Genomic DNA, 18494 nt, shown 5'->3' on the forward strand with positions numbered 1-18494 from the left:
CTGGGGGCGAGGAGCGGGACGGGCGGGACGGCAGGTGGGCCGGCACCCTTCGAGGGTGCCGGCCTGCTGTGCCGCCTGGACGGGACGTGGAGGCCGTGGCGGGAATCGAACCCGCGTAACTCGCTTTGCAGGCGAGTCCCTGAACCACTCGGGCACACGGCCAGGTCGGGAACGAGGTACTCGTTCCGGGCTGGTGTGATGACCGTAGGGCGGGCCGGGCGGGGGCTCAAGGGGAGCGCGGGGTGCGCAACGCGACTGCCACACGCCGTTCACGAACGGCCCCGTGGCCGGGTGCGCCTCGGACGCACGACCAGACGTGCCCCGGACGCACGACCAGGCGTGCCCCGGGCGCACGACCAGGCGTGCCCCGGACGTACGACCAGGCGTGCCCCGGGCGCACGACCAGGCGTGCCCCGGACGTACGACCAAGGGCGTAGACGGGCAGCGACCTCCGACAGGGGTCATCCGGGGTCGTGCCCCTTACCCTGAGCTGCATGACCGTCCTGGAACCCGGCGACAGCGGCGTCGCCCACGTGCCCGTCCCCGTCGTGCTCCCCGAGGCCGAGACCGAGGCCGAGACCGAGGCCGAGACCGAGGCCGGGCGGGATGCCGGGGGCGGACCCCGCGAGCCCGTCCCCGAGGGCGGCGTGCTGAGCCGGGAGCACCGGGCGCTCAGCATCGGCATCGTCTCCGTCGTGCTGCTCATCGCCTTCGAGGCGACCGCGGTCGGCACGGCCATGCCGGTCGCCGCCCGTGAGCTCGACGGCCTGTCGCTGTACGCCTTCGCGTTCTCGGCGTACTTCACCACGAGCCTGTTCGGCATGGTGTTCGCCGGGCAGTGGTCGGACCGCGCCGGACCGCTGGCCTCGCTCGCCGCCGGGATCGGTGCCTTCGCGGCGGGCCTGCTGCTGGCCGGGACGGCCGGGGCCATGTGGCTGTTCGTGCTCGGGCGGGCGGTGCAGGGCCTCGGCGGCGGCCTGGTGATCGTCGCGCTCTACGTGGTCGTCGGCCGCGCCTACCCGGAGCGGCTGCGGCCGGCCATCATGGCGGCGTTCGCGGCGAGCTGGGTGATCCCGTCCGTCGTCGGCCCGCTCGCCTCGGGCGCGGTCACCGAGCACCTCGGCTGGCGCTGGGTCTTCGTCGGGATACCGGCCCTGGTCGTCTTCCCGCTCGCGCTCGCCCTCCCGCAGATACGGAGCCGGGCGTCCGGCCCGGCGGGCGGCGCGGTCCCCGCCCCCTTCGACCGCCGCCGCATCCGGCTGGCCCTCGGCATCTCCCTGGGCGCCGGGCTCCTCCAGTACGCCGCCCAGGCCGCGTCCGGCGAGGACGGGCGGTGGTTCGCGCTCCCCGCCGGAGCCGCCGGAGCCGCGCTCCTCGTCCCCGCCGTCCTCGGCCTCCTGCCGCCCGGCACCTACCGGGCGGCCCGCGGGCTGCCGTCCGTCGTGCTGCTGCGCGGGATCGCGGCCGGTTCCTTCATCGCCGCCGAGTCCTTCGTGCCGCTGATGCTGGTCACCCAGCGGGGGCTGTCGCCGACGCTCGCCGGGTTCTCGCTCGCCGCGGGCGGGGCGACCTGGGCGCTGGGCTCCTTCGTGCAGTCCAGGCCGCGGGCGGAGCCGTACCGGGATCGGCTGATGTTCTCCGGGATGCTGCTGGTGTCGGCCGCGATAGCCGCCGCCCCGAGTGTGCTGATCCAGTCCGTCCCGGTGTGGACGGTCGCCGTCGCCTGGGGGTTCGGCTGCTTCGGGATGGGCCTGGTGATCTCCTCCAGCAGCGTGCTGATGCTCCACCTCTCCGCCCCCGAGGAGGCCGGCGCCAACTCCGCCGCCCTCCAGATCTCCGACGGCCTGTCCAACGTGATCCTGCTCGCCGCGGGCGGAGCCGCCTTCGCCGCCCTGGGCGGCGGCACGGTCACCCACACCGCGGGCGAGGCAAGCGGCTCCCACCCGGCCGCCTTCGCCGCCGTGTTCCTGCCGATGGCCGGAGTGGCCCTGGCGGGCGCCTGGGTGACCACCCGGCTGAAGGAGAGCACGGGCGGGCGGCCGTGAGCCGCGCTCCCCGCGGTGCCGGCTGTGACGTGAGTCCCATCGGCCGGTGACCCGGTACCGTCCGCGCGTGGACACGCCCGGGGCGCCGGTAGGGTGGCCCGGTTGTCATACGTAGCCGAGTCGTCCGCCCGTCGTCACCGCACAGCCCCACCGACGCGCGCAGCGGACGGCGCCCTCGGATCGACCACCCCCGGAGACCGTGACTACCACCGCCGCCTCTTCCTCCACCTCCCACCACCTTTCACCTGCCTTTCCGGGCCGCGCCCCCTGGGGCACGGCGAACAAGCTGCGTGCCTGGCAGCAGGGGGCGATGGAGAGGTACATCCAGGAGCAGCCGCGCGACTTCCTTGCCGTCGCCACCCCCGGGGCCGGCAAGACGACCTTCGCGCTGACGCTCGCGTCCTGGCTGCTGCACCACCATGTCGTGCAGCAGGTGACCGTGGTCGCGCCCACCGAGCATCTGAAGAAGCAGTGGGCGGAGGCGGCGGCGCGGATAGGGATCAAGCTGGACCCCGAGTACAGCGCGGGGCCGCTCGGCAAGGACTACCACGGCGTCGCCGTCACCTACGCCGGCATCGGCGTGCGGCCCATGCTGCACCGCAACCGCGTCGAACAGCGCAAGACGCTCGTCATCCTCGACGAGATCCACCACGCGGGAGACAGCAAGTCGTGGGGTGAGGCCTGCCTGGAGGCGTTCGAGCCGGCCACCCGCCGCCTCGCCCTCACCGGTACGCCGTTCCGGTCCGACACCAACCCCATCCCCTTCGTGACCTACGAGGAGGGGAACGACGGGATCCGGCGGTCCTCGGCCGACTACACGTACGGGTACGGCAGCGCCCTCGGCGACGGCGTCGTGCGGCCCGTCATCTTCCTCTCCTACAGCGGCAACATGCGCTGGCGCACGAAGGCGGGCGACGAGATCGCCGCCCGCCTCGGCGAACCGATGACCAAGGACGCGGTCAGCCAGGCCTGGCGGACCGCCCTCGACCCGCGCGGCGAATGGATGCCGAGCGTGCTGCGCGCCGCCGACCAGCGGCTGACCGAGGTGCGCAAGGGCATCCCGGACGCCGGCGGGCTCGTCATCGCCTCCGACCAGGACTCGGCCCGCTCGTACGCGAAGCTGATCCGGGAGATCACCGGGAGCAGGCCGACCGTCGTGCTCTCCGACGACACCGGCGCCTCGAACCGCATCGACGAGTTCAGCCAGAACGACGACCGGTGGATGGTCGCCGTCCGCATGGTGTCCGAGGGCGTCGACGTCCCCCGTCTCGCGGTCGGGGTGTACGCCACCACCATCTCGACACCGCTTTTCTTCGCGCAGGCCGTGGGCCGTTTCGTGCGGTCCCGGCGGCGCGGCGAGACGGCCTCGGTCTTCCTGCCCACCATCCCCGACCTCCTCGGCTTCGCCAACGAGATGGAGGTCGAGCGCGACCACGTCCTCGACAAGCCCAAGAAGGAGGGCGAGGAGGACCCGTACGCCGAGTCCGAGAAGGAGATGGAGGAGGCGAACCGCGAGGAGGACGAGGACACCGGCGAGCAGGACATGCTGCCCTTCGAGGCGCTGGAGTCCGACGCCGTCTTCGACCGGGTCCTCTACGACGGTGCCGAGTTCGGCATGCAGGCCCACCCGGGCAGCGAGGAGGAGCAGGACTACCTCGGCATCCCGGGCCTCCTCGAACCCGACCAGGTCCAGATGCTGCTCCAGAAGCGGCAGGCCCGGCAGATCGCGCACAGCCGCAGGAAGCCGGACGAGGCGGCCGACCTCCTCGAACTCCCCGCGGAGCGACGGCCGGTCGTCTCCCACAAGGAGATGATGGAGCTCCGCAAGCAGCTCAACACGATGGTCGGCGCGTACGTCCACCAGAGCGGCAAGCCGCACGGGGTGATCCACACCGAACTGCGGCGGGTGTGCGGCGGCCCGCCGAGCGCCGAGGCCACGGCCGGCCAGCTGCGCCAGCGCATCGCCAAGGTCCAGGAGTGGGCCACGCGCATGCGCTGAGCCCCGATGGGGCACGGTGACCGCAGTGCGGGTGCGGGTGCGGGCGCGGGGACGGGTGCGGGTACGAGTACAGGTGCGAGTGAGGTGCGGTCGCCGTACCGTCGGGCGCTCCCTGCGGCCGACGGTGCGCACGACGTGCGGGTGGGGTGTGCGGGGTGTGCGCACGCCGCGCGTACCGGGGCAAACGGAGCCGCCGCGCGGCGAGCGGTGCCCGGATTCTGGACGGAGCCTTCCGCTGAGCGGACCGGCTCGCTACTGTCCCGCTACGCACACGCCCCGTGGCAGCGCCGCCGCGGAGCGCAGCCGTGAAGCGCCTCCGCCCGGGGACACCCCGGGTCGCTTGCCGACCGGCGGCCTCTGAGGCGCGTCGCCGACGAGACCGGTGACGCAACCGCCGTGCAGGGGTCCGCCGGCCCTCACCACGAAGGAGTGGGCGTCGTGACCGCGGAGACCTCCCAGACGCTCGACCGGGGACTGCGTGTCCTCAAGCTGCTCGCCGACACGGATCACGGGCTGACCGTCACCGAACTCTCGAACAAGCTGGGCGTGAACCGGACCGTCGTGTACCGGTTGCTCGCCACCCTGGAACAGCACGCTCTCGTACGCCGTGATCTGGGCGGCCGGGCCCGGGTCGGGCTGGGTGTGCTGCGCCTGGGCCGCCAGGTGCATCCACTGGTACGCGAGGCCGCGCTGCCGGCGCTGCGGGCGCTGGCGGAGGACATAGGGGCGACCGCTCACCTCACCCTCGTCGACGGGAGCGAGGCTCTCGCCGTCGCCGTCGTGGAACCGACGTGGACGGACTACCACGTCGCCTACCGCGCCGGTTTCCGGCATCCGCTGGACCGGGGTGCCGCGGGCCGCGCGATCCTGGCCGCCCGGCAGGCGCCGGTGGCCGAGCCCGGGTACACGCTGACCCACGGGGAGCTGGAGGCGGGAGCGAGCGGAGCCGCCGCGCCCCTCATAGGGGTGACCGGGGTCGAGGGCAGCGTCGGTGTCGTCATGCTCGCGGACTCCGTCCCGGAACGGGTGGGGCCGCGGGTGGTCGACGCGGCCAGGGAAGTCGCGGACGCCCTGCGCTGACCGGCCGGGGAGGTCGCGGACGCCCCGAGCCGGCCGGCCGTGGAGGTCGCGGACGCCCTGCGCCGAGCGGCGGGGAGGTCTTCGAGGCCCCGCGTTGGCCCGGCCGGGGACGCCGCGGAAGTCCCGCGCCGACCTGACCGGGAGGCCATCGACGCCGTCGCCCGCCGGAGGCCCCGGCCACCCGCCCCGGACGAAACGTGCCCTCACGTTAGATTGATCCCGTGCTCTCTCGCCTCCCGCGCCCCAAGGCCCTCGCCGTCTGCGCCGTACCCGTCGTGGCCCTGCTCGCCACGGCGGTGTTCGCGCCGTTGCCGTTCTCCCTGGCGCAGCCCGGTATGACGGCGGACGTCCTCGGGGAGAACAGGGGCGCCCCCGTGATCACGATCACCGGCGGCGCGACGCGCAGGACGAGCGGCCAGCTCCGTATGACGACGATCGAGGCGACCGGCCCGGACACGCACGTGAGCCTCGGCGACGTCGTCGACAGCTGGTTCCGTACGGACCGGGCGGTGATGCCGCGGGACTCGGTCTACCCGAGCGGGGACAGCACCAGGGAGATCGAGCGGCACAACGCCGAGCAGATGAAGGAGTCCCAGGACACCGCGACCGAGGCCGCGCTCTCCTACCTCCACGAGAAGGACGTCGACGTCACGCTGAGGCTGGCCGACGTCGGTGGGCCGAGCGCGGGACTCCTCTTCTCGCTCGGCATCGTCGACAAGCTGGACGGCGACGGCGGCGGCGGCGACCTCACGGGCGGCCGTACGGTCGCCGGTACGGGCACGATCGACGCCGACGGCAAGGTGGGCGCGGTCGGCGGCGTGGCCCTCAAGACGCAGGCCGCCCGGCGGGACGGCGCGACCGTCTTCCTGGTGCCGAAGGCCGAATGCGCGGACGCGAGGACCGACCTGCCGGAGGGGCTGCGGCTGATCCCCGTGACCACGCTGAAGGGCGCGGTCAGTTCCCTGGTCGCGCTGGAGAAGAGCCAGGGCCGGGTCCCGAGCTGCTGATCCCGGCCCGCACCGACCGCCACAGGCGCAGCCCCGCGCGGCAGCCCGGCACTGCGGCCCGGCGCCGCAGCCCCGGCATCGCGGCCCGGCGCCCCGCTGAGCATCCACCGCCCCACGCCCCGAGCCCCGCCCTCAGTTCTGCTTCACGAAGCCCTCCTGCGTCAGCCAGTCCAGGGCCACCTCATGCGGGTCCTGCCCTTCCACGTCCACCTTGGCGTTGAGCGCCTGGGCCATGGAGTTGTTCAGCTTCCTGGTGATCGGGTCCAGGACCTGGGCGATGGCGGGATGCTTCTCCAGCGTCTTCGTGTTGATCATCGGTGCCGCGTTGTAGTGCGGGAAGAAGCCCTTGTCGTCCTTCATCACCACGAGGTTCATCGACTTGATCCGCCCGTCGGTCGTGAACACCTCGCCGTAGGTGCAGCTCCCCTTCGCGACCTGGGTGTAGATGATGCCGGTGTCCATCTGGGTGACGTTCGCCGCGGGCACGCTCATGCCGTACGTCTTCTCCATGCCGGGCAGCCCGTCGGCCCGGTTGGCGAACTCGCTCTCCACGCACAGCGTGACGGCCCCGCGGTCCTTTTTGCTGAGCGCCGCGACCCCGGAGAGCGTGGTGGTCCGGTACTTCTTGAAGTTGCCCTGGTTCATCGCGAGCGCGTACGTGTTGTCGAGGGTGGACGGCGGCAGCCAGGTGACCCCGTTCTTCCTGTCGGCGGAACGGACCGCCTCCCACTGCTTGTCCGGGTCGCCGATGGGGTCGCTGTTGCCGAGGTACGTGATCCAGGCGGTGCCCGTGTACTCGTACGCGGCGTCCGCGTCGCCGTTCCTGACGGCCTCCCGGGAGCCGATGGAGCCCTGGATGCCGGTGCGGTCCAGGACCTCCGCGCCGGCCGCCTGGAAGGCGATGCCCATGATCGCCCCGAGGATCAGCTGTTCCGTGAACTCCTTGGAGGTGACGGTCAGGTCGACGCCGTCGAGCGGGCGGCCCTGCCCGATCGAGCCGGGTTCGACGTCGTCGACCATGGGGGAGCCGCTGGTCAGCCCGCAGGCGGAGGCCAGCACCAGCAGTCCGGCCGCCAGCAGACACACGCGCCTCATGACTCCACCTCCAGTCCGCGGGGCCGCAGCAGCAGTTCGGCGAGCAGGGCCAGCCAGTCCACCAGGAGCGCGAGCGCGACCGTCAGGATCGAGCCGAGCACCAGGACCGGCATCCGCTGGGTGGTGATCCCCGTGGTGATCAGGACGCCGAGCCCGCCGCCGCCGCCGAAGGTCGCGAGGGTCGCCGTGCCGACGTTCAGCACGAGGGCGGTGCGCACTCCCGCGAGGATCAGCGGGACGGCGAGCGGGAGTTCGACGCGGGACAGGACGCCGAGGGAGGACATGCCGATGCCCCGGGCGGCCTCCAGGAGCGTCGGGTCGTTGGCCTTGAGACCCGCGATCGTGTTGGACAGGACCGGCAGGATGGCGTAGATCGTGATGCCGATCAGGGCCGACCGCTGGCCGGTGCCGAGCCAGATGACGAGCAGCGCCAGCAGACCGATCGCCGGAGTGGCCTGCCCCATGTTGGCGAAGGTCATGGCGACGGGGGCCAGCTTGCGGAAGGCCTTGCGGGTCAGCAGGATGCCCAGCGGGATCGCGATGATCAGCACGAAGAACGTGGAGATCACGGTCAGCTGGATGTGCTGGCGCAGCGCCTTGGCGACCAGGCCGGCCGCCAGGGCGTTCTTCGAGATCGGGTCCAGGTCGGCCTGCCGGAACCAGAGCCAGGTGGCGAGCAGGACGGCCACCAGGACGGCGGGCAGGAAGGTCAGCTGCTGCCAGGTGACGCGGCGGCGGGTGGCGGCGGGCGACGGGGCAGCGGCGGCCCCGGCGTCGCGCCCGGCCGCACCACCGCCGTCCACCGCGTCCTCGGCGTCCCCGGCGGCTGCGGCGTCGTCGCGGAAGGCGAGTCCCTTGACCTCGTGCTCGCCCTCGGGGCGGCGGTCCGCGGGCGTCTTCGGACCGTTCACGCTCGCGTCTCCCCGTCCTCGGCGCCCTCCTGGTCGTGGCGGGTCTGCTGGGCGCGGGCCTCCTCCAGCTCGTGCTGGTGCTCCATCGCGTCCAGCCGGTCCGCCTCCAGGAGTTCGTGCACGGAGTTCATCAGCGTCTCCATGTCGACGACGCCGGTGTACTCGCCGCGCCGCCCGGTGACCGCGACCCGGCCCGCGTTGTCCGTGAGCACGGCCTCCAGCGCGTCCCGCAGGGTGGCGTCCCGGGTCACCGTGTCGTGCACCAGCGTGCCCGCCCGCGCCAGCGAGCCCCGCGCGCGCATCAGGTCGCCGCGGCGCAGCCATTTGTAGGGGCGGCCGCGTTTGTCGAGGAGCAGGATCTCGTTCGTACCGCTCGACCGGAGCCTGTTGAAGATGTCCTGGAGCGGGTCGTCGACGGTGACCGTCGGATAGTCGGTGATCTCCACATCCCGTACCCGGGTCAGGTTGAGCCGTTTCAGGGCGGCGCCGGCGCCCACGAAACCGGAGACGAAGTCGTCGGCCGGGTTGGTGAGGATCGCCTCCGGGGTGTCGAACTGCGCGATGTGCGAGCGTTCGCGCAGGACCGCGATCCGGTCGCCCAGTTTGATCGCCTCGTCGAAGTCGTGGGTGACGAAGACGATGGTCTTGTGCAGTTCGTGCTGGAGCCTGATCAGCTCGTCCTGGAGATGGTCGCGGGTGATCGGGTCCACCGCGCCGAACGGCTCGTCCATCAGGAGGACCGGAGGGTCGGCTGCCAGCGCCCGGGCCACGCCCACGCGCTGCTGCTGGCCGCCGGACAGCTGACGGGGATAGCGGCCGTGGAACTCGCCCGGGTCGAGGCCGACCAGGTCGAGCATCTCCTCCACCCGCGCCCTGATCCGCTGCTTCGACCAGCCGGTCATCCGCGGCACCAGCGCGATGTTCTGGGCGACGGTCATGTGCGGGAAGAGACCGGAGGCCTGGATCGCGTAGCCGACCTTGCGGCGCAGCTTCACCGGATCCATGTGGGTGACGTCCTCGCCGCCGATGCGGATCCGGCCGCCGGTCGGCTCGATCAGCCGGTTGATCATCTTGAGCGTGGTGGACTTCCCGCACCCCGACGGGCCCACGAAGACGACCAGTTCGCCCGCCTTGATCTCCATGTTGACGCTGTCGACTGCGGGTTCCCTGCTGCCGGGGTAGTGCTTGGTGAGGTTCTCCAGCTCGATCGTGGCGCCGGTGGCCGGCGCGTCCTGCGTCCCGGCCGGCGCGGTCGCGGTGTCGGTGGTCTCAGACACGGATCCCCCTCGGGATGGTGAGCCGTCCGACGAGGACGTACGCGGCGTCGAAGAGGAGCGCCAGGATGATGATCCCGAGCGTGCCCGCGAGTACCTGGTTGAGCGCGTTCCTGCTGCCCAGCGAGCCGATGCCGCGGAAGATCTCGTTGCCGAGGCCCGGCCCCGAGGCGTACGCCGCGATGGCCGCGATGCCCATCAGCATCTGGGTGGAGACCCGGATGCCGGTGAGGATGGGCGGCCAGGCCAGCGGCAGCTCCACCCGCAGCAGCCGGGCGGCACGGGACATCCCGATGCCCTTGGCCGCGTCCACCAGCGACGGGTCGACCCCGCGCAGGCCCACGATCGCGTTGCGCACGATCGGCAGCAGCCCGTAGAGGGTCAGCGCGATCACGGTCGGCGGCACACCGAGGCCCACGACGGGGATCAGCAGACCGATCATGGCGAGTGAGGGGACGGTCAGGATGGTGGACGTGGTGGTGGTCGCGAGGCTGCCCGCCCAGTCGCTGCGGTAGGTGACGACGCCGATGAGCACGCCGATGAGCGTCGCGACGACCATGCACTGGAAGACGGCGCTCGCGTGCTGGTACGCGTCGGTGAGCAGCTGCTGGTGGCGACTGCTCAGGTACTCCCAGAAAGTCACGGGCCTCACCCCTCACGACGGCGCACCGCCGGGCTCGGCCCCCGCGTCAGGAGTCTCCCGACGCCTGCTCCACCAGCGGGATGATCCGCAGCGGAACGGGGTTCTCCATGACGATCGCCGTGGAGGCCCGGACGATGCCATCAAAACCGACAACCCGGTCGATCACCCGCTGGAGATCGGCGTTCGAGCGGGCCACCAGCCGGCACAGCATGTCCCCGCTGCCGGTCGTGGTGTGCAGCTCCAGCACCTCGGGCACGGTCGCCAAGTGCGCCCGCACGTCGGCACCTTGCCCCTGCCGGATCTGCAGGGTGGCGAACGCCGTCACGGGATATCCGAGGGCCGCGGGGTCGACCTGCGGGCCGAACCCCCGGATGACTCCATTCGACTGAAGCCGGTCGAGGCGGGCCTGCACCGTGCCGCGCGCGACGCCGAGGCGCCGGGACATCTCCAGCACGCCGATGCGCGGCTCCCGCGCCAGCAGCACGATGAGCCGACCGTCCAGATGATCGATCGCCACGCGGGCCTCCGGGGTGGTCATCCTGTACAGAACGCCCGATCCTACGGGCCTTTCTCCGGGCAGACTGCCCAGTCGATTCGCAAACTATTGCGCACCTTGCGGAACGGGGCGACGCTGCGGCCATGACTCAGACAACCCACCACACCCCCAGCACCGCGCGCGAGGCAGACCCCTTCCCGGTGAAGGGAATGGACGCGGTCGTCTTCGCCGTGGGCAACGCCAAGCAGGCGGCGCACTACTACTCCAGCGCCTTCGGCATGCAGCTGGTCGCCTACTCCGGACCGGAGACGGGCAGCCGCGAGACGGCGTCGTACGTCCTCACCAACGGCTCGGCACGCTTCGTCCTCACCTCCGTCGTCAAGGCCGCCACCGACTGGGGCCGCTTCCTCGACGGGCACGTGGCCGAGCACGGCGACGGCGTCGTCGACCTCGCCATCGAGGTCCCGGACGCGCGCGCCGCCTTCGCGTACGCCGTCGAGCACGGGGCCCGCCCGCTCGCCGAGCCGTACGAGATGAAGGACGAGCACGGCACGGTCGTCCTCGCGGCCATCGCCACGTACGGCAAGACCCGGCACACCCTGGTCGAGCGCACCGGCTACGACGGCCCCTACCTGCCCGGGTACGTGGCCGCCGACCCGATCGTCGCGCCGCCCGCCCGCCGCACCTTCCAGGCCATCGACCACTGCGTCGGCAACGTCGAACTCGGCCGGATGAACGAGTGGGTCGCGTTCTACAACAAGGTCATGGGCTTCACGAACATGAAGGAGTTCGTGGGCGACGACATCGCGACCGAGTACTCGGCGCTGATGTCCAAGGTCGTCGCCGACGGGACCCTGAAGGTCAAGTTCCCGATCAACGAGCCGGCCATCGCCAAGAAGAAGTCCCAGATCGACGAGTACCTGGAGTTCTACGGCGGCGCGGGCGTCCAGCACATCGCGCTCAACACGAACGACATCGTCGAGACCGTGCGCACGATGAAGGCCGGCGGCGTCCGGTTCCTGGACACGCCCGACTCCTACTACGACACCCTCGGCGAATGGGCGGGCGAGACGCGGGTGCCCGTGGAGACGCTCCGCGAACTGAAGATCCTCGTCGACCGGGACGAGGACGGCTACCTGCTGCAGATCTTCACCAAGCCGGTCCAGGACCGCCCGACCGTCTTCTTCGAGCTCATCGAGCGCCACGGCTCGATGGGCTTCGGCAAGGGCAACTTCAAGGCCCTGTTCGAGGCGATCGAGCGGGAGCAGGAGAAGCGCGGCAACCTGTAGCCGACGCCCCGGCGCTCAGCGGGAGCCCGAGCGCCGCGGGGCGGGTGCCGGCCCGCCCGAAGCCGTCGCCCCGCCGGAGGCCGTCGTCCCGTCCGAAGCCGTCGGCCGCGCGGCCGACGGCTTCGGACCGGGCTCCACCGCCTCCGCCTCCTCCCCCGACGGCTCCGCGTCCTCGGGCAGCTCCTGTGCCGGAGGCTCGCCCAGGGCCGCCAGCGCCTGCCTGGCCGCCGGGACGAGGAGCGGGGAGAAGTACGGGTTGATGCGCAGCGCTTCCTGGAGGTGTCGGCGGGCCGGCCCGTACCGCTCCAGGTCCCGTTCGATCTGCCCGCGGTGGTAGGCGTACAGGGCGCTGCGGACCCCGCCGCCGTGCTCCTTGTCCATGGCCCGCGTCGCGAACTTCAGCGCCTCCTCGTTCTCCCCCGCCCGGTGCAGCGCCCAGCCCAGCGCGTCCGCGACGGCGATCCCGGGGTGCCGCCGCCACTCCTCGCGCAGCCGGCGCACGGCCGAGCGCGCGTCCCCGTGGTCCGCCTCGAACAGCCCGAGCACCGGCTCGACGTCGACACCCCCGGCGGCCTCCTCCCGCGCCCGCGCCCGCAGCAGGTCGTACTGGACCCGGGCCGCCCCGCCCAGCCCCAGCGACTCGTACAGCTCGCCCAGCTCCAGGGCGTAGCCCGGTGACGGCTGCTTGGCGAGCACGGTCCGGTAGGCGCTCAGCGCCTCCGAGGTACGGCCCAGCGCGGTCAGCGCCCGCCCCTGTCCGGCGAGCGCGGAATGCTCGTCGGGATCCGTGCGCAGCGCCGCCTCGTACCGGCGCAGCGCGTCCGCCGGCTCACCCCGCTCCCAGGCGAGGTCACCCGACCGGGACAGATAGGCGGCCCGCGCCGCGGGGGTCCCCGCACCGGCCGCCGCGTCCGCGAGAGCGGCTGCGGCGTCCTCACGCCACCCGCGGTCCCGGTACACCTGGGCGGCCCTGGCCATGACCGCGGGACCCGACCGCAGCTCCAGCAGCCGGTCGAGTGTCTTCTTGGTCGCCTTGTGGTCGCCGAGGCCCTCGTACGCCTCCAGCAGCTGCGGGTACGCCGTCCACCGCTTCGGGGCCTGCGCGACCGCCGCCTCGCCCCACTTCCGCGCCGTCCGGAAGTCGCCGCGGGCGTTGGCCAGCGCGGCCAGCCCGTCCAGCGCCGTCCCGTTCCTCGCCGTCCCCGTCCCCAGCGCCGTACGCAGCGCCTTCTCGGCCTTCGGGTAGAAGGCGGGCGTGGCCGTCCGCCGGCCCTGCTCCACGTACGCGGCGCCCAGCAGGGCCCACGAGCGGCCGTCGCGCGGACGGGTCCGCACCCGTGCCTCGCGCTGGGCGATCAGCGCGGCCAGATCGGGCAGCGCCACCGGCACCCCGGCCCCGACCGCCGTCACCGTCCGGGCCATCGGGCCCGGCGCGGGCGGCGGCGGCTGCCGCTCCTCGGGCAGCAGCACCAGCACACCGCCCAGGACGGCACCTGCCACGGCGGTGCCGGTCAGCACGCGCCGCACGACGGGGGAGCGGCTCGGCCGGACGGGATCCGGCGGGAGTTGTGCGATCACCATGCCGCTCACTGTGCGTCAACACGAAGACCGCGTCCCGGCACTCGAAGGGTGCCGTATCCGGGGTTCACACCGATGGCCCCGGGTGCGACGCTGTGATCATGAGCCGTATCGAAGCCCCGCGCGACGAAGCGACGGGCAACCTCGTGGACCGTCTGCTCGCGGGCCTGCCGGCCGAGGCGGTCCTCACCGACCCGGACGTCACGGCCTCCTACGCCCACGACATGGCGAGCTTCTGTGCGGCGGGCACCCCCGCCGCCGTCGTCCTGCCGCGCACGGTGGAACAGGTCCAGCACGTCATGCGCACCGCCACCGAACTGCGCGTCCCCGTCGTCCCCCAGGGGGCCCGCACCGGCCTGTCGGGCGCCGCGAACGCCACGGACGGCTGCATCGTGCTGTCCCTCGTCAGGATGGACCGGATCCTGGAGATCAGCCCCGTCGACCGGATCGCCGTCGTGGAGCCCGGCGTCGTCAACGCGACGCTCTCCCGCGCCGTCGACGAACACGGCCTGTGCTACCCGCCGGACCCCTCCAGCTGGGAGACGTGCACCATCGGCGGCAACATCGGCACGGCCTCCGGAGGCCTGTGCTGCGTGAAGTACGGGGTGACCGCCGAGTACGTCCTCGGCCTGGACGTCGTCCTCGCCGACGGCCGCCTGCTGCGCACCGGCCGCCGCACCGCCAAGGGGGTCGCCGGGTACGACCTCACCCGCCTCTTCGTCGGCTCCGAGGGCTCGCTCGGCATCGTCGTACGGGCCGTCCTGGCCCTGAAGCCCCGGCCGCCGCAACAGCTGGTAGTGGCCGCCGAGTTCGCCTCGGCCGCCGCCGCCTGCGACGCCGTCTGCCGGATCATGGCGGGCGGCCACGTCCCGTCCCTGCTGGAACTCATGGACCGCACGACGGTGCGCGCCGTCAACGCCCTCGCCCACATGGGCCTTCCGGAAACCACCGAGGCGCTCCTGCTGGCCGCCTTCGACACCCAGGACCCCGCCGCCGACCTCGCGGCGGTCGGCGCGCTGTGCGAGGCGGCCGGCGCCACCCAGGTCGTGCCGGCCGACGACGCCGCCGAGTCCGAACTGCTCCTCCAGGCGCGCCGGCTGTCACTGCCCGCGCTGGAGGCGGTCAAGGGCACGACGATGATCGACGACGTCTGCGTGCCGCGCTCCCGGCTCGGCGAGATGCTCGAAGGGGTCGAGCGGATCGCCGAGAAGTACGCCCTCACCATCGGCGTCTGCGCCCACGCCGGGGACGGCAACACCCACCCCACCGTCTGCTTCGACGCCGCCGACCCCGACGAGTCCCGGCGCGCCCGCGAGTCCTTCGACGAGATCATGGCCCTCGGCCTGGAACTCGGCGGCACCATCACCGGCGAACACGGCGTGGGCGTCCTGAAGAAGGAGTGGCTGGCGCGCGAGATCGGCCCGGTCGGCGTGGAGATGCAGCGCGGCATCAAGGCCGCCTTCGACCCCCTCGGCATCCTGAACCCGGGCAAGGTGCTGTAGGGCCTGTCCCGGCCGCTCACTCACCGTCCGGCGACTCGTCCGACGGCCACGGGTCGCGCAGCCACAGGTCGTCGGCCGGAGTCGGCGCGAGCAGTTCGGCCAGGCCGTCGTCGAGCCCGAGCTGCTCCGGCTCGGAGCCCGGGGGGACCGCCCGCAGGGTGCGCTCCAGCCAGGCGGACACCTGCGCGGCGGGCGCCTCGAGCAGCGCGTCGCCGTCGGGTGAGTTCAGCGCCATCAGGATGACACCGCGGCCCGCGGTCTTCGTCGGCCACACCCGCACGTCACCGTGCCCGCACGGCCGGAACACCCCTTCCACGAGCAGCTCGCGCGCGAAGGTCCAGCCGACCGGATGGTCCGAGCCGACGTGGAAGGTGACGTGGACGGCGTACGGGTCGTCGGTGCGATAGGTCAGCCGCGCCGGGACCGGGATGCTGCGCTCCGGCGACAGGACGAGTTTCAACTCGAGTTCGCGTTCCACCACGGTGTGCATGTCGATGCGCTTCCTTTCCGGATCGGGGCCCGTGGAAGGGGCCCGCACGAGTGGAGAGCGCGGGGCGCCCGGATCATTACGCGGGTCCGGAAGGGTTTCCCGACTTCCGCGCGCACTGTCCCGGACAGCTTCGGTGCCAGGAGCGCGGGAGGTGGCGCGGCCTTGCCCCGATGGGGTGGGTACGGCGGGAGCGCCAGTGGTACGCGCGCCGGTCTGATAGATGTGGACCCCCCAAAAACCCCCGAGCAGATACGGGACGACGGACATGAGCGCCCCAACCCCGGCACCCGGTGACGACAGGCCCCGCGAAGGGTATTACCCGGACCCCTCCATTCCTGGATATGTCCGGTACTGGAACGGTGCCTCCTGGGTGCCGGGCACCAGCCGTCCGGCGCCGACGGACGGGGTGCCCCTCGCGCCGCCCGCCGGCACGCGTCCCGCCTCCGGGGCCGGCCCGGCGCCCGCTGCCGGGCGCTCGGTCCCGGCCGCGCGGGGCGGGACCCCGGCGGCCGAGGAGACGGGCCCGCACTTCTTCGACGAGGACCCGCAGCCCCCGGCCGAGCCGCACCGGCCCCCGGCCGAGGCCCAGCACGGCAGCCGGCCCGAGCCCGCGTCCGCCTGGGGCGCCGACCGGTCGTGGCAGTCCGGCTTCGGCGGGGACCAGGACCGCCGGGTCTCGTGGGGCGCGGACCGCAGCGCCGACCCGCGCGTCCCGCACGCAGGCGGGCCGGTCGACCCGGTCGCCCAGCCCGACGGCAGGTCCACCCGCACGGACGGCACCACGACGATCCCCCCGGCGCCCGCCGACGAGGACTCCCCGCGCCCGCCCGCGCCGGACGGCACGGTCGTCTTCCGCCGCCTGCCCGGCGGCACCTCCCGCCCCGGCACCGCGGAGGACCCGGCCAACGCGGGTACGCCCGCGGGGAACTTCGGCCCGACGGGGTCCGGCAACGCCGGTCCCGCAGGCTTCGGAGCGGCGGGGTCCGGGAGCCCGGGTGCCGGGGCGGGCAACGCCGGTACGGGGAACCCCGGTTCGGCGAGCGCTGGGGCGTACGGCACGGCAGCGACCGGGAACGCCGGTGCGGGTGCCGGGATTTTCGGTGCCGCGGGCACGGGGAACCCCGGTGCGGGGAACGCCGGTGCCGTGGGCCCGGGCAACGCGGGCCCGGGCAACGCGGGTTCCGTGAACGCCGGGGTGCCGGGCGCCGGGAACGCCGGTGCGGGTGCCGGGACTTCCGGTGCCGAGGGCACGGGGAACCCCGGTGCCGCAGGCGCGGGTGCCGGGGTCTTCGGGCCCGCCGGTGCGGGGCACGTGGCCGCGGAGGCCGGGAGCATCGGTGCCCAGCGCGCCGGGCACGCCGCGTCTGCGGGCGCCGGCACCTTCGGACCCGCGGGTGCCGCGACCGGCCGTCCCGGCGGGCCGCGGGTCCCCGGACCCGCCGCAGCGGGGCAGCCGGCGGGCACGGCCGACGGCCCCCTCGCCCCCGAGGGCACGGCCGCGCGTACCCCTTCCCCGCGCACGGAGCGCCCGGCCGGGCCGCAGACCGGCCCCGCGGGAGCGGCCGCCCCGCAGACCCCGTCCGGCACGGTCCCCCCGCAGTCCGCGGGCCCGGCCGCCACCCCGATGAGCCCCGGGGCCGGCGGCGGCCAGCCGTCCTGGGCGCAGCAGGTGCACCGGCTGGCCGGCGCGGCCGACGAGGGACAGCCCGTCGTCCCGTGGAAACCCCCCGTCGACGACGTGTTCCAGGCGGCGGCACGCGCTCAGGCCGCCGCCCGCCCGGCGGGGCTCGGCAGGCGGCTGGCCGCCCGGCTCGTGGACACCGTCGTCGTCGCCGCTGTCACCGCCGTGGCCGCCGTCCCCCTCGGCACCCGGGCCGTCGACCACGTCAACGACAAGATCGACGCGGCGAAGCAGTCCGGCGAGACCGTCACGGTGTGGCTGCTCGACGGCACCACGACCACCTGCCTCGGTGTCGTTCTCGCGGTGCTGCTCCTCTTCGGGGTCCTCTACGAGGTGCTGCCCACGGCCAGATGGGGCCGCACGCTCGGCAAGAAGCTCTGCGGTCTCCAGGTGCGGGACATCGAGGGCGGCGAGCCGCCGACCTTCGCCCTGGCGCTGCGCCGCTGGCTCGTCTACAGCGTCCCCGGCGTCCTCGCGATCGGGCTCGTGGGCGTCGTGTGGTGCCTGTTCGACCGGCCCTGGCGCCAGTGCCTGCACGACAAGGCGGCCCACACCTTCGTTGCCGCCTGACCCGCACCCGTAGCCCGGACGGCCCCGCGCCGGATGCGGAGCCGGGGGGTTCGCGGTCGACTCGGGCCATGAGCACCGAACCGCCGCCCCCCGGCTCCGGTCAGTTCCCGGACGACGACCCGTTCAAGAAGCAGCAGCCCCCGCCGGCCCAGGGCGGCGGCTCCCCGTACGGCACGCCGCCGCCCCAGGGCGCCCCGTACGGCGGCGGCGACCCGTACGGAGGGGGGGGCCCGTACGGCGGCGGCGGACCCCCCGGAGGCGGTGGCGGCTCCCCGTACGGCGGGGGCGGCGATCCCTACGGCGGTGGCCCCTACGGCGGCAACGAACCCCTCGCCGGAATGCCCCCGCTGGCCGAGAGCGGCAAGCGGGTGCTCGCGAGGATCATCGACATGATCCTCGTCGGTGTCGTCATCTGGCTGCTGTCCTGGGGCTTCGGCTTCACCCAGTACACGGTCGACACCGACAAGATCGAGTACGGCAAGTCGTTCGGGCAGGAACTCGTCGCCGCGATCCTCTACATCGCGTACGACACCTTCATGATCAGCAGGACGGGCCAGACCCTGGGCAAGAAGCTGTTCAACCACCGGGTGGCCAACCTCGACAACGGCGCGACGCCCTCCGTGCAGTCCTCACTGGTGCGCGCGCTCGTGCTGTGGCTCCCCTTCGCGTTCTGCTGCGCCTGCGTCTGGACCGCGATCGCGGGTGGCTGGAGCTTCTTCGACCGGCCCTACAAGCAGGGTCTGCACGACAAGGCGGCGAAGACGGTGGTGGTCAGGACCCAGTGAGAGAAGCCGGCCGGCCACGGTGGGGCGGCGCGGTGACATCGGGCGGGTC

15 protein-coding genes and 1 tRNA gene are annotated in these 18494 nt (G+C 73.3%); 8 read left to right on the top strand and 8 right to left on the bottom strand.

All coding sequences use genetic code 11. From position 1 onward, the window contains the following. Positions 1-87 precede the first annotated feature (87 nt). Positions 88-162 (bottom strand) — tRNA-Cys (locus tag AC069T_RS31205). Positions 163-494: 332 nt separating this feature from the next. Between AC069T_RS31205 and AC069T_RS31210 the strand changes: the two genes are divergently transcribed. From AC069T_RS31210 to AC069T_RS31225, 4 genes are all read left to right on the top strand, one after another. After that, on the top strand, positions 495-2045 hold the full coding sequence (locus AC069T_RS31210) for an MFS transporter (protein ID WP_478785934.1): 1551 nt from the start codon (positions 495-497) through the stop codon (positions 2043-2045). 199 nt (positions 2046-2244) lie between these two features. Next, positions 2245-4044, top strand: a complete 1800-nt coding sequence (locus tag AC069T_RS31215; RefSeq protein WP_478785935.1) for a DEAD/DEAH box helicase — start codon at positions 2245-2247, stop codon at positions 4042-4044. Between the two features lie 438 nt (positions 4045-4482). Further along, positions 4483-5124 carry an IclR family transcriptional regulator gene (locus tag AC069T_RS31220; RefSeq protein ID WP_478785936.1) on the top strand — a complete coding sequence of 214 codons (642 nt, stop codon included), beginning with the start codon at positions 4483-4485 and terminating at the stop codon, positions 5122-5124. A 221-nt stretch (positions 5125-5345) separates the two neighbouring features. After that, the gene (locus AC069T_RS31225; RefSeq protein ID WP_478785937.1) at positions 5346-6131 is read left to right on the top strand and encodes a S16 family serine protease; all 786 of its coding nucleotides are present in this window, start codon (positions 5346-5348) and stop codon (positions 6129-6131) included. Between the two features lie 132 nt (positions 6132-6263). On the opposite strand, the gene AC069T_RS31230 is transcribed toward AC069T_RS31225, so the two are convergent. The 5 genes from AC069T_RS31230 to AC069T_RS31250 are packed head-to-tail and all read right to left on the bottom strand — an operon-like array spanning position 6264 to position 10571. Next, entirely contained in the window at positions 6264-7226 is a 963-nt protein-coding gene (locus AC069T_RS31230; protein WP_478785938.1) for a glycine betaine ABC transporter substrate-binding protein, read from the bottom strand. After that, a complete protein-coding gene (locus AC069T_RS31235; protein WP_478785939.1) occupies positions 7223-8137 on the bottom strand; it encodes an ABC transporter permease in 915 nt (304 codons plus the stop codon). Before AC069T_RS31235 ends, AC069T_RS31230 begins: the two co-directional genes overlap by 4 nt. Next, positions 8134-9414 (bottom strand): betaine/proline/choline family ABC transporter ATP-binding protein, encoded by a 1281-nt coding sequence (locus AC069T_RS31240; RefSeq protein ID WP_478785940.1) that lies wholly within the window; start codon positions 9412-9414, stop codon positions 8134-8136. Before AC069T_RS31240 ends, AC069T_RS31235 begins: the two co-directional genes overlap by 4 nt. Further along, positions 9407-10054 carry an ABC transporter permease gene (locus tag AC069T_RS31245; protein ID WP_478785941.1) on the bottom strand — a complete coding sequence of 216 codons (648 nt, stop codon included), beginning with the start codon at positions 10052-10054 and terminating at the stop codon, positions 9407-9409. Before AC069T_RS31245 ends, AC069T_RS31240 begins: the two co-directional genes overlap by 8 nt. A 46-nt stretch (positions 10055-10100) precedes the next feature. After that, on the bottom strand, positions 10101-10571 hold the full coding sequence (locus AC069T_RS31250; RefSeq protein WP_355791329.1) for an Lrp/AsnC family transcriptional regulator: 471 nt from the start codon (positions 10569-10571) through the stop codon (positions 10101-10103). A 122-nt stretch (positions 10572-10693) separates the two neighbouring features. Here AC069T_RS31250 and hppD point away from each other — a divergent pair, with 122 nt between their 5' ends. Continuing rightward, positions 10694-11839: a 4-hydroxyphenylpyruvate dioxygenase gene (hppD, locus tag AC069T_RS31255; RefSeq protein WP_478785942.1), complete on the top strand. Its 1146-nt coding sequence runs from the start codon at positions 10694-10696 to the stop codon at positions 11837-11839. Between the two features lie 15 nt (positions 11840-11854). Here the strand turns inward: hppD and AC069T_RS31260 are convergent, their stop codons facing one another. Beyond that, entirely contained in the window at positions 11855-13420 is a 1566-nt protein-coding gene (locus AC069T_RS31260; protein WP_478785943.1) for a tetratricopeptide repeat protein, read from the bottom strand. Positions 13421-13512: 92 nt separating this feature from the next. Here AC069T_RS31260 and AC069T_RS31265 point away from each other — a divergent pair, with 92 nt between their 5' ends. Further along, positions 13513-14919 (top strand): FAD-binding oxidoreductase, encoded by a 1407-nt coding sequence (locus tag AC069T_RS31265; RefSeq protein ID WP_478785944.1) that lies wholly within the window; start codon positions 13513-13515, stop codon positions 14917-14919. Between the two features lie 16 nt (positions 14920-14935). Here the strand turns inward: AC069T_RS31265 and AC069T_RS31270 are convergent, their stop codons facing one another. Beyond that, the gene (locus AC069T_RS31270; RefSeq protein WP_478785945.1) at positions 14936-15409 is read right to left on the bottom strand and encodes an SsgA family sporulation/cell division regulator; all 474 of its coding nucleotides are present in this window, start codon (positions 15407-15409) and stop codon (positions 14936-14938) included. 220 nt (positions 15410-15629) lie between these two features. Here AC069T_RS31270 and AC069T_RS31275 point away from each other — a divergent pair, with 220 nt between their 5' ends. Both AC069T_RS31275 and AC069T_RS31280 read left to right on the top strand, forming a co-directional pair. Next, the gene (locus AC069T_RS31275) at positions 15630-17660 is read left to right on the top strand and encodes an RDD family protein (protein ID WP_478785946.1); all 2031 of its coding nucleotides are present in this window, start codon (positions 15630-15632) and stop codon (positions 17658-17660) included. A gap of 68 nt (positions 17661-17728) precedes the next feature. Continuing rightward, positions 17729-18445: an RDD family protein gene (locus AC069T_RS31280; RefSeq protein ID WP_478785947.1), complete on the top strand. Its 717-nt coding sequence runs from the start codon at positions 17729-17731 to the stop codon at positions 18443-18445. Positions 18446-18494: the final 49 nt, after the last annotated feature.

The sequence above is a fragment of the Streptomyces sp. NPDC043867 genome (assembly GCF_056435845.1).